Origin of the sequence: Nocardia sp. GCM10030253 (assembly GCF_042675075.1) — a bacterium.
Taxonomy (GTDB): Bacteria; Actinomycetota; Actinomycetes; order Mycobacteriales; family Mycobacteriaceae; genus Nocardia.
Window position 1 is genome coordinate 17189 of sequence record NZ_JBHTDL010000006.1, and the last position, 11650, is coordinate 28838.

General features: G+C 66.3%; 9 protein-coding genes. 6 read left to right on the top strand and 3 right to left on the bottom strand.

The genetic code is table 11. From position 1 onward, the window contains the following. Positions 1 to 184: 184 nt before the first annotated feature. Both ACFQZZ_RS12340 and rffA read left to right on the top strand, forming a co-directional pair. Positions 185 to 1204 carry a glycosyltransferase gene (locus tag ACFQZZ_RS12340; RefSeq protein WP_378680469.1) on the top strand — a complete coding sequence of 340 codons (1020 nt, stop codon included), beginning with the start codon at positions 185 to 187 and terminating at the stop codon, positions 1202 to 1204. Then, entirely contained in the window at positions 1194 to 2333 is a 1140-nt protein-coding gene (gene rffA / locus ACFQZZ_RS12345; protein ID WP_378678513.1) for a dTDP-4-amino-4,6-dideoxygalactose transaminase, read from the top strand. Before ACFQZZ_RS12340 ends, rffA begins: the two co-directional genes overlap by 11 nt. A 46-nt stretch (positions 2334 to 2379) precedes the next feature. On the opposite strand, the gene ACFQZZ_RS12350 is transcribed toward rffA, so the two are convergent. The 3 genes from ACFQZZ_RS12350 to ACFQZZ_RS12360 form a co-directional block, all read right to left on the bottom strand. Continuing rightward, positions 2380 to 2979 carry a methionine biosynthesis protein MetW gene (locus tag ACFQZZ_RS12350; RefSeq protein ID WP_378678516.1) on the bottom strand — a complete coding sequence of 200 codons (600 nt, stop codon included), beginning with the start codon at positions 2977 to 2979 and terminating at the stop codon, positions 2380 to 2382. 174 nt (positions 2980 to 3153) lie between these two features. Continuing rightward, positions 3154 to 6102: an acyl-CoA synthetase gene (locus ACFQZZ_RS12355; RefSeq protein ID WP_378678519.1), complete on the bottom strand. Its 2949-nt coding sequence runs from the start codon at positions 6100 to 6102 to the stop codon at positions 3154 to 3156. Positions 6103 to 6276: 174 nt separating this feature from the next. Continuing rightward, the gene (locus tag ACFQZZ_RS12360) at positions 6277 to 7062 is read right to left on the bottom strand and encodes a hypothetical protein (RefSeq protein WP_378678522.1); all 786 of its coding nucleotides are present in this window, start codon (positions 7060 to 7062) and stop codon (positions 6277 to 6279) included. 304 nt (positions 7063 to 7366) lie between these two features. Between ACFQZZ_RS12360 and ACFQZZ_RS12365 the strand changes: the two genes are divergently transcribed. The 4 genes from ACFQZZ_RS12365 to idi are packed head-to-tail and all read left to right on the top strand — an operon-like array spanning position 7367 to position 11639. After that, complete coding sequence (locus tag ACFQZZ_RS12365) at positions 7367 to 8773, top strand: family 2B encapsulin nanocompartment shell protein (RefSeq protein WP_378678525.1); 1407 nt, start codon at positions 7367 to 7369, stop codon at positions 8771 to 8773. A gap of 15 nt (positions 8774 to 8788) precedes the next feature. Next, positions 8789 to 10156, top strand: coding sequence for a family 2 encapsulin nanocompartment cargo protein terpene cyclase (locus ACFQZZ_RS12370; RefSeq protein ID WP_378678527.1), 1368 nt, complete (start codon positions 8789 to 8791; stop codon positions 10154 to 10156). A 44-nt stretch (positions 10157 to 10200) separates the two neighbouring features. After that, entirely contained in the window at positions 10201 to 11073 is an 873-nt protein-coding gene (locus tag ACFQZZ_RS12375; RefSeq protein ID WP_378678529.1) for a geranyl diphosphate 2-C-methyltransferase, read from the top strand. Continuing rightward, the gene (gene idi / locus ACFQZZ_RS12380; RefSeq protein WP_378678532.1) at positions 11070 to 11639 is read left to right on the top strand and encodes an isopentenyl-diphosphate Delta-isomerase; all 570 of its coding nucleotides are present in this window, start codon (positions 11070 to 11072) and stop codon (positions 11637 to 11639) included. The genes ACFQZZ_RS12375 and idi overlap by 4 nt, the downstream gene beginning before the upstream one ends. Positions 11640 to 11650: the final 11 nt, after the last annotated feature.

Consider the following 11650-nt stretch of genomic DNA (forward strand, 5'->3'; position numbering starts at 1 on the left):
TGCGCAGCCCGGGAAGCCGAAAGCCCCACCGTGCTAGAGTTCTGGGCGGCTCGGGCTCTGCTGTCCAGCGGGGAGTACCGGCACGCACCGTTAGCGAAAGTCGATCCAGCTGATGCCGATTCCCACTACTTCCACGCCCCGCTCCGATGCCGTGGCATCGAACGGGCACGCGGCCCGCCCCGGCGTGCACACAGTGTCTGTCGTCGTGCCGATCTACCGGGGCGAGGACACCATCGGCGGGCTGGTCGCCGAACTGCACAAGCTGACCGTTCCCACCGACACGCTCGGCGGCGCCACCTTCGCGATCGACGAGATCATCCTGGTGCACGATCACGGACCCGATCGATCCGATGTGGTGCTGCAGGAGTTGGAGCAGACCTACCCCGAAGTGCGCACCGTCTGGCTGAGCCGCAACTTCGGCCAGGACGCCGCGACAATCGCGGGCATGTCGGCCGCACACGGCGGCTGGATCGTCACCATGGACGAGGACGGCCAGCACGATCCCCGTTTCATCGGTACTTTCCTGGACGCGGCCCTTGCCGAGCGCGCCGACCTGGTCTATTCGAGGCCGACCAACACCCGCCCGCACGGTTTCCTGCGCAACCTCACCTCGCGTGGCGCGAAGATCGTGTTGGCGACGGTGTTCGCGTTCCCGGATTCCACCCGGTTCGAGAGCTACCGGCTGATCCGCGGCGCCATCGGCCGCCAACTCGCCGAGGTCGCCTCCAACGGTGTCTATCTCGATGTCGCGCTGACCTGGGTGGTCGGCACCGTCGCCCAGGTGCCGGTCGAACTACGCGCCGAGGGCCGCGAGGAGTCCGGCTACAACTACCGGCGCTTGTTCTCGCTGTTCTGGAAGATGGTGCTGTGCAGCGGAACTCGCGGCCTGCGTCTGGTCAGCCTGCTCGGCGTCACGCTGGCGCTTGCCGGTGGCGTGATGGCCGCGTTCGTCGTCTATGAGGCACTCACCGCCGAAAACTGGGCGCCCGAGGGCTGGGCTTCGATCATCGTGGTGCTGCTGCTGGTGTCGGGCGCGACGCTGTTCTCACTCGGCCTCATCGCCGAATACCTCGGGGTGGCTCTGCATATCCTCGTCGGCAAACCGCTCTACCTGACCGTCGATACACCGACGCCGCGCCCGGCGGATATCCGGGAACTGTCCACGACCGCCGCCAGCAGGGGGACCGACCGGCTTGAGCACTGATCGCGTCATCTTCAGCCGCCCGTTCCGAGCGCGCCGCGAATTGGCCAACCTGGAGGCCGTGCTCGCCTCCGACCACAGCCACGGCGACGGGCAGTTCACCGCCGCCGCCACCGCGAAGCTCAAGACCATCACCGCCGCGCCGCACGCGCTGCTGACCACCTCGTGCACCTCCGCGCTGGAGATGGCGGGGCTGCTGCTCGAGCTCGGCCCGGACGACGAAGTGATCGTGCCGAGCTTCGCGTTCACCTCCACCGCGACCGCCATGGCACTGCGCGGGGCCACCTGCGTCTTCGCCGATATCGACCCGGAGACCGGCAATCTGGACCCGGAATCCGTCGCGGCGGCGGTCACCGACCGGACCAAAGCCGTTGTCGTCATCCACTACGGCGGCGTCGCTGCCGAGATGGATCGGCTGCTTGCCCTGGCCAACGCCCACGGTTTTGCCATCGTGGAGGACAACGCGCACGGCCTCGGCGGTAGCTGGCGCGGTCGCCCGCTCGGCACCATCGGCAGCCTGGGCACCCTCAGCTTCCACGACACCAAGAACGTGCACTGCGGCGAGGGCGGCGCACTGCTGCTCACCGACGAGATCCTGATGGCACGTGCCGAAATCATCCGTGAGAAAGGCACCGACCGCGCCCGCTTCCTGCGCGGCGCGGTGGACAAATACTCCTGGCAGGACATCGGCTCGAGCTATCTACCCAGCGAGCTGAACGCCGCGGTGCTGGACGCGCAGCTGGACGAATTCGACACCATCCAGGCCGGACGGCACCGAGTATGGGACGCCTACGCCGCCGGGCTGCCGGAATGGGCGCGCCGCAACGACGTTCGCCTGATGACAGTGCCCGAAGACCGCGCACACACCGCGCACCTGTACTACCTGCGCACACCCACCGAGGAGCGCCGCGACGACCTGATCGCGCACCTGCGTGCGCACGGCATCTCGGCACCGTTCCACTACGTACCGCTGGATTCCAGCCCGGCAGGCCTCAAACTGGGCCGCACCCCGCAGCCGTGTGTGCGCAGCGCCGAGTTCTCCGGAACTATCGTGCGCCTGCCGCTGTGGCCCGATCTGACCGACGAGCAGGTGACCCGCGTCGTCGACGCCATCACGGCGTTCACGGTCTGATCCGAGTCGAGTTCGGCGGGAGCGCCAGGCCCGCCGTCGACTCGTCTCACACCGAGAGGACGAACAGCTTCTCCCGGCCGCCCGCGATCAGCGACCGCTCCACCACCCGCGATTCGTAGTCGCGGAAGAATTCGTCCAGGGTCGCTTCGGTGAACCGATGCGCCTGTGCGCCGTCGCCCGCGTCGGTGAAGCGCTGGCCGAGTGCGGCGAGTACCCGGTTATCGCTGGACGCCAGATTGCGGATCGGTTCCGCGATGATCACCTGCTTGCCCGCCGCGGCCAGCATCCGGTCGATCAGCGGCCCCGGCTCGGGCAGGAAGTGGTACAGGCTCGCCTGCATGACGAGATAGTCGGCTTCCGGCAGCGGGGAATCGGAGTGCAGATCCCGAACCGCACCGCGGCCACCCGCCTTGGCCACTCGGGCGATGAAACCCTCGTTGAGATCGAGACCCATGTAGTCGATAGATTTGCCGCGCAGATAGCGGGAATACAACGTGGCAGGACCGCAGCACAGCTCGACCACGCTGGCTCCGTCGGGCACGATTGCGGCGATGGCGCGGTACCGAGCGCCGTAGTGGCGGCCGTACAGCCCACGCATTGCCAGCTCGTAGACGATTCGGTTGCGATAGATAAGGCTCGTACCCACCAGTTTCCTCGAGCAGTTCCGGTTTGCTTCGGCCGCAACCACGGATAGTACGGCGAATACCGGCAGAGCACCCGACCGGCCCCTGTACCCCCGATGACTACGTAGTGAATCCGGCCGCACGACAATGCGATTCGGCCCCGCCCGGCTTCTCCGAGCAGGGGCCGAACTCGCTGATCAGTCGCCGAGCAATATGCGCGCGTCCGCCTCGGAGAGCACCTCGTAAGACTCCGCAGCCCGGTTGTACCACCAAGTGCCGGGTCCGAGCTCGGGCCGCCCGGCCACTTGCACGGCGCGGGTGGACGGGCGGTACGACGAGCTGCGCGGGATCTCCGCCACCACATACACCAGATCGGGCCGCTGGTGGTGATCGAGCACCTGCAACGCCTCGGTCACGTCCGCCGGCTCCAGCCGGAAACCCTTGCGGACGCTGACGGCCGCGACCGCCAGGTTGTGGTCGCCGACCGGTAGCCCGTAGGCGACCTCCATGTCGACCGCGGTGATGTCGTTGAGCGTGTCGACGATCGGCTGGGTGTACACCGGCCCGCGCGGGGTGCGGATCACCGTGTCCGTGCGGTCGACCAGCCAGTAGTCACCGTCGCTGTCGCGGCGGAACAGATTCTCGGTCGGCATCCACGCGTCGCCCGCGGTGAACACGCCGCGCAGGCCACCCTCGGAGAGATCTACGCCATCGGAGGCCTTGCCGATCAGTAGGCCCACTTCGTTGTCCGCGCAGCGGCGGGCGAAACCGGATTCGTTCACCAGCACCTGCTCGGTGATCGGGTCGTAGGCGACGAGCTCCACCTTGGCGGTGCCCGGCACCGGCCTGCCTTTGCAGCCCGCTTTGACGCCGGTCACGTTCGCCAGCACCACATCGCCCTCGATGGAGGCGTAGAACTCCAGCACTCGAGCGGGGTCGAATTGGTCGGTGGTGCGCCGCCATAGGCCCGCGGGCATGCCGGAGCCGATGAACAGACGGATCGGGTGCCGGTGTCCGGTGGGGAACACCCCGGCGTCGAGGATGTCGCGCAGCATGGTCCAGGTGTAGGTCACCACGGTGACGCCGTAGCGGTGCACCTCCTCGGCGAAGCGGGCCGGGTCGAGCGATCTGGCCAGCGCGATCCGGCTGCCACCCGCGATCGCGCCGCCGAGGCTCACCAGCAGGCCGGACGAATGATGCAGCGGGGCAAGGCAGTACACCGTGTCCTTGCGATCCAGATCGGCCGAGGTCGCGGTGCCGAACGCCGAAAGCGCCCAGCGATGGTTGGTGATGTACTTCGTCTCCAGCCGATCGCCGGTGCCGGTGACGAGGACGAAGGCGAGTTCGCGGGCCAGTCCGGGATCCGGCCGGTACCAGGCGGGCAGCCGCACCTGGGTGGGATCGATCTGTTCGAGGTCGATCACGTTCTCACCCTGGGAAATATCGAGTCCGCGGGCGCCGCCGCCGCCGAGCACCAGCACCCGAGTGCCGGTGGCCGCCGCGGTCCGCAGGTTCTCCGGGTCCGCGACCACCGTCTTGATGCCGGTGAGTTCGATCGCGTGTGCCAGCTCGCTGCCGGGGGCGAGCAGCACCGCGACGGCGCCGAGCCGCGAGAGCGCCGCGACGGTCGCCAGCGCACTCGGCCGGGTCTCCATCAGCACGCCGACCCGCATCGCGGGCCGGACGCCGACCGAGATGAGGCCGCGAACCACGTTATCGATGCGGACATTGACCGACGCGTTGGTGTGCACGCGATCGTCGAACAGGAACAGGTCGCGCAACGGCGCCCGCTGCGCCTGTTCGGCAAGCAATCGACCCAAGGAAATTCGGGTGTGCGGCTGGATCATCCCGAGCCGGGTCAGTCGTGGCAGTGCCCGCGCCGCCTCGCCGACCAGTTCGACCGAGCCGCGCACGGTGTTGTTCGCGATCCCTTCCAACGCCTTACCCATGCCCGCTCCGGCCTCGGCCAGCGTGCCGACGGTGTGCACCACCCTGGTGGCCGCGGAGCGCGGCCGGTTGCTTGCGACGTGTTCGGCCATCGGGGCGATCTCGGGAGGCAGCGGCTGGTCGCGGTCCATCCAATCGATCCACTGCCGCACCAGCGGCCAGGTGTGATTGGTGGCCATGCTGCCGGCGACGAGGCCGAAATGTCCTGCCACCAAACTGGCTTCGTACACCTCGGCGTTGGGTGCGGCTCGCACGATGCCGCGCACCGCGGCGGGCTGGCCGATATCGTCGACCTCGCCGACGAACGCCAGAATCGGGCACTTCAGTTCGGCAAGCGAAATCGGCTGATCCCGAATCACAAAGCCGCCGAGCATCAGCCGGTTGTGCGCGACGAACTGCTTGAGTAGATCGGCGGCCGCGGGGCCCGCGTAGCCGACCCAACCGTCGTTGTTGAGGAACCGACGCTGACGTTCCTTGGGCAGTAGCGCCTCGCGGTCATGCAGCTGGCGCAGGAAATCGATCCTGGACTTCGCGGTCTTCACCGGGTCCAACATTTGGAAGCCGATCCGCACCATGGAATCGGTGATCGGCAGTCGGGTGACGACATGGTCTGCCAGGAACTCCGCGACATCCGACACCATGCCGTACGGAAGCCCGAACGGCATACCCGCAACCACGTCGACCGGGCTGCCGAAGGTGACGATGCTCGCCACGTTCTTGCCGTACCGGTATGCGGAGGTCTGATAGGCGAACATGCCGCCCTGCGAGTACCCCATCAGGTGCACGCTGCTGCCGGTCGCCTCACAGACCGTGTCGATCGCACTGCTGACCGCGAGGACGTGATCGGCCAGATCCCGCTCCCAACCGCCCTCTTCGCTCGCGGGCGACCCGAAATCGACCACCCAGCAATCGATTCCGCCGCGATGCAGAATTCCGACCGCGCCGTCCTCGGCGTTGACGTCCCAGATGTCGGCGTTCACCATCAGCGGCGGCACCAGCACGGCCACCGGCCTGCCCGGCGTCGCATCGTCGGGGAAGTAATGGCGCAACCGATACATCCGCCTGCGCTCGACCACCTCGAACGGGGACGATTCGACGTCGTTGGTCAGCCCACCGAAGCGGATGACTTCCAGGCCGTTCTGGGCGGTCGCCATCAACCGCTGTACCGACCCGACCATATCCTTCGCACTGAATTTCACGATCGCTCCCAGCCCTACCAAGAAACGTGACACGCATCACACACCCCGACATGTTCAGACGAGCTTCCCACATCGTGTGTCCATTATGTGTCGGCTGTGACCCGATCCATGACAGGCCGCGCGGATCAGCGGAGATATATGGCCGAACGGGCCTGTTTCGTCGACCTGGCGAGGTCAGCGCTGCATGACGTTCACATACATACTCTCGAATGGCGCCGGGCTCACACTCAGGTCGCCACGAAACGGCAGATCCAGGGCGGCGATCAGAAAGATCATCGCGCCGAGAAAGAAGGCGAACAGGCCACCGAGTAGCAAATGCGCGCCGCGATGCAGGCTGAACAGGCACAGCAACACCAGATTCACGGTGGCTCCCACCAGAATTGTCCACCACAGCACACCGGGCACACCGCCGGAGGTGGCGTTGATCCGATGCCGTCGATCCTGATCGAACCGGGCGAACTGGTCGATCGTCGCCGCGTGCACGATCTCCTCGGCCTTGGTCTGCGGCTGGAAGGCCAGCAGGTGTTCCTGAAACCTGGTCACCAGGGCGGTGCCGCCCATCGGTTCCTCGCCCGCACGCAGCGCGGGCCAGGCCACGGTCAGCACGTTGTCGGTGTAGTCCACCAGATCCCGGCGCAACTGGGTCCGCTGCGGCTCCGGATAGGCACCCGCCTCGCGGTAGAGCGTGCCGAGGGCGGCGGCCTCGTCGGCGACGACCCCCTGTGCCGCGTCATAGGACTGATAGGTCGCGGCCGCGATCAGGCCGAGCAGTAGGCCGTAGAACACACCGCCGACCGTCAGGACCATGGTGACCGAGTCGTTCTTGCCAGGCTCGGGGCCGAGCGTCTTCAACACATACGGGCGAGTCAACAGGATCGCTCCGGTTGTCAGCGCGACGCAGGTTCCAGTGATGATCAGGAAGTCCAGCCAGATGGGCAGCGCGTAGATCCAGGTGAACATGACATCTGAAGATAGCTATGTCACAGCCATCCGTCCGCGAATCCGCTATTCATCCCAGGACGTTACGTGTCGTTATCGCGATCGAGGGCATGTCGTGACCATCCGAAACCCGTTGTGCCATCATCGACTCCGCGATCTTCGACATTCCTCTGCGCATGCCGTCCTGCCCGTCCTAGTATCGATGCCGTCTGGAACGCACTGTCGCGTAAATCAATTCACTCGAGTGACTAGTTTCTGCTGTGCAATCGAAGCGCCACCACCACCGTCGACCGTCATGGTGACCATCTCGAGGTGAGGACAAAGCATGACCATCGAAATGCCAGTCCAAACGGATAACCACGTACGCAAGAGTCTCAGCACCGCCGCGGCGCGACCGCTCGCGACCACCACCAAATCCGAGCCGCAAATGCAGGGCATCAGCTCACGCTGGCTCACCCGCATGCTGCCGTGGACGCAGGTCAACAGTGGTACCTACCGCGTCAATCGGCGACTCACCCACACCGTGGGCAACGGCGAGGTCGAATACGTCGTCGACGGTTCGCAGGCCAGGGTGATTCCACTGGAACTGCAGGAACTTCCGCAATTGCGGGACTTCGACGACGAGGAAGTACTGCGCGCGCTCGCGCAGCGATTCGAACAGCGTGATCTCGAACCCGGCACCGTCGTAGCGGAATTCGGCAATCCGATGAATCAGGTCATGCTGATCGTGCACGGAAAACTCGCCAAGATCGGTTCCGGAGAATACGGTGAGCCGACAATGCTCGGAATGCTGGCCGGCGGCGACTTCTACGGCGACGAGACACTGACAAATCCTTCCGCCATTTGGCCGGTCACCGTCAAAACCGTGACAAGGACAACAATGTTGGTCCTGCCGCGGCAGACGCTGGACGAAATAATGGAATACACACCGGCACTCCGCGAGCAATTGTCACGCGTCGCGGCAACACCGGCCAAACCACAGAACGCCAAGGGCGAGGCCAGCATTCTGATCTCCTCCGGCCATTCCGGAGAACCTTTGCTGGACGGCACCTTCGTCGACTACGACGCGTCGCCACGCGAATACGAGCTGAGCCTGGCCCAGAGCGTGCTGCGGGTGCACACCCGCGTCGCCGACCTGTTCAACGATCCGATGAACCAGGTCGAACAGCAGCTGCGGCTGACCATCGAGGCACTGTACGAACGCCGGGAGGACGACCTCGTCAACAACCCGGACTTCGGTCTGCTGCACAACTGCGACCTGAAGCAGCGCATCTACACCGAAGCGGGCCCGCCGACCCCGGACGATATGGACGAGCTGCTCAGCATGCGGCGCAGCACGAAACTCTTTCTGGCACACCCGAAAGCGATCGCCGCCTTCGGCCGCGAATGCAGCAAGCGCGGACTGTATCCCGATCCGGTCGAGGTAGACGGCCACCGCGTCCCGGCCTGGCGCGGTGTGCCGATCTTCCCGTGCGGCAAGATCCCGGTCAGTGGCACTCAGACCACGTCGATTCTCGCCATGCGCACCGGGGAAAAAGACCAAGGCGTCATCGGGCTGCACCAGACCAACATCCCCGATGAGTACGAGCCGAGCCTCAATGTCCGATTCAAGGGCATCGACGACCAGTCGATCATCTCCTACCTGGTCAGCTGCTACTACTCGGCGGCCGTGCTGGTGCCGGACGCACTTGGCGTGCTCGACAACGTCCTGGTCGCCCGGCAGGCCGACTGATCGGGGTGATGAGCGATGTCGGTGCTCTCCCGCGCATCGGCGCCTGCTGCCACCCACGATGTGGCCGCCGCCGTCGCCGCGCTGCTGTCGAATCTCGATGACACCGTTCCGCCGACCCTATCCTTGGACACTGCCGAGGTATCGCCGGAAACCACTGCACCGGAGCAGGATTCGCGCGAGGTAACGCAACCTGCAGAACGTGCGGGCCCGATCCGGCTACTCGGCCCCAGCGGCCTCGGCGCGGCGGCGCTGCTCCTCGCGCCGCCCAGTGCCGCCTCGATGCCCGTCGGCGTGGCGCAGGGGGTCGCGCCGACGGGCTCGGGCGCGTCACGAATACCACTGGGACCCAGTGGATTAGGAACGTCATCCGTACATCTGCGCGACACCGGGCCAGCGATACCGCCGCTGTACTGTCCACCACCGGTCCGCGACGATCCCGCCTTGGCCGCAGTGGTCAACGACGGACTCGTCGCGTGGGCGAAGGACATCGGTCTCTACGCCGGACGGCTGGACGAGCTGCGGGACGCCGACTTCGGCCGCCTGATCATGCTCGCCCATCCCGACAGCGACGATCCCGATCGGCTGCTCGCCGCGGCCAAATGCGCAGTCTCCGAATGGTCCGTCGACGACTACTACTGCGAGGAAGGAGCGGACGACACCGCGCCGGACGGCACCCCGTCGGACGCCGCGACCGAACTGGGCCCGCGGCTCGAACTCGCCGCCGCCGCAATGGACCCCGTTCATCTACCGGCTCGCTATGCACCCGAGTTGGAGAAAGCGCTACAGGCCGATCCGATCCTGCGCGCGTTCCGCACGTCCTTCGAGCATCTGTCCCGCTACGCGACCCCGGCGCAGCTGGCCCGCTTGCGCACGGAGATCGCGGGCTGGTTCATCGCGCTCGCCGCGGAAGCGGGCTGGCGGGCATCACACCGGATCCCACCGGTATGGGAGTACCTCACCAACCGCCAGCCGCACAGCTTCCTGCCGTGTATGGCACCGATCGATGCGGTCGGCGGCTACGAACTGCAGGCCGCCGAATACACCGATCCACGGGTGCGCCGGGTGGTCACCACGGCCGCCCTCGCCAGTCAGATGGTGAACGACCTGTACTCGATGGCACGCGAGGATCGTTCGGAGGGCAGGGAATTCAACCTCCCGACGGTGCTCGCGGCGGAAGAGAAATGCTCGCGACGGGAGGCGGTGCTGCGCACGGCCGCCGTCCACGACGAGCTGGTGCACCGGTTCGAGCAGGAGGCGGCCGCACTGGCTACCGCCGGTTCGGCCGAACTCCGCCGCTTCCTCGGCGGGCTGTGGGCATGGATGGGCGGAAACCGCGCCTGGCATGCCGACAGCAAACGCTACAACGACGCACCCCAGCAGTAACGCGACAAACCTGAAGCAGTACCGCAGCGAGAGGATGATCCGAGATGACCATGCTCAACCCGGCCACCGACGCCGTGCTCCGTACCCACTATCAGAAGTCTGTTGCCGAGTACTGGAACAACAATCCCAACGACGACCGGGTCAATACCAAACTCGGCGAGGTAGACGGACTCTTCCACCATCACTACGGCATCGGCGACCCCGATCTCTCCGTGCTGACGGGACCGGAGGACACCCGCGAAGAGCGGATCGTCAAGGAACTGCACCGCCTAGAGACCGCGCAGGCCGATTTCCTGCTCGACCATCTCGGCGACGTCCGGCCGGGCGATCGGCTGATGGACGGTGGATCAGGGCGCGGCGGCACCAGCTTCATGGCCAATCAGCGGTTCGGTTGCCAGGTCGACGGCGTCACCATCTCCGAATACCAGGTCGGCTTCGCCAACGACCAGGCCGCGCATCGCGGCGTCGCGGACAAGGTGCGCTTCCACTTTCGCAATATGCTCGACACCGGCTTCGAGCCCGGTGGGATGCGCGGGATGTGGACCAACGAGACCACCATGTACGTAGACCTTTTCGAGCTGTTCAGTGAGTTCTCGCGGCTGCTCGAGCCGGGCGGACGCTACGTCTGCATCACCGGCTGCTCCAACGATGTCACCGGCGGGCGCTCGTCGTCGGTCAGCTGGATCGACGCCCACTACGGGTGCATGATCCATCCACGCAGCGAGTACTTCCGTGCCATGGCCGAGAACAACCTGGTGCCGATCGATGTGGTCGATCTGACCGCGGCGACCATCCCCTACTGGGAGCTGCGCACCAAGTCCGAGCTGGCAACCGGAGTGGAGAAGCCGTTCCTCACCGCCTACAAGGAGGGCAGCTTCCAGTACCTCCTGATCGCCGCCGATAAGGTGGGCGGGTGACCGAGACGCTCGATCAGCCGTTGACCGACCGCGAGGCCCTACCCGTCGAACTCGTCGACGAGGCAGGCCGCGCGGTCGGCGCGTGCCCCGTCGCGCAGGCCCATCGGGCGCCCGGCCTGCTGCACCGTGCGTTCTCGGTGCTGCTGTTCGACGAGGCGGGCCGGGTGCTGTTGCAGCAGCGTGCCGCGGTGAAGACCCGGTTTCCAATGCTGTGGGCCAACACCTGTTGCGGACACCCCGCGCCGGGCGAGCCGGTGGCCGCCGCAGCCGCGGTGCGTCTCGCCGAGGAACTGGGGCTGACCACCGCCCTCACCGAGGTCGGCACCTTCCGGTACCAGGCCGCCGATCCGGCCACCGGCCGCGTCGAACACGAATGGGACCACGTGCTCATCGGCCTCTTCGACACGGGCGCGCCGCGCCCCGATCCCGCCGAGGTCGCCGACTACGCGTGGATCCAGCCGGACGCGCTGCGTGACGCGCTGGCCGACGAACCGGACAGCTACACCCCGTGGCTGGCCGGTGTGCTCGATATCGCCGAGCAGGCACACCGCCGCACCGGAAAGTAATCCCGCTGTTC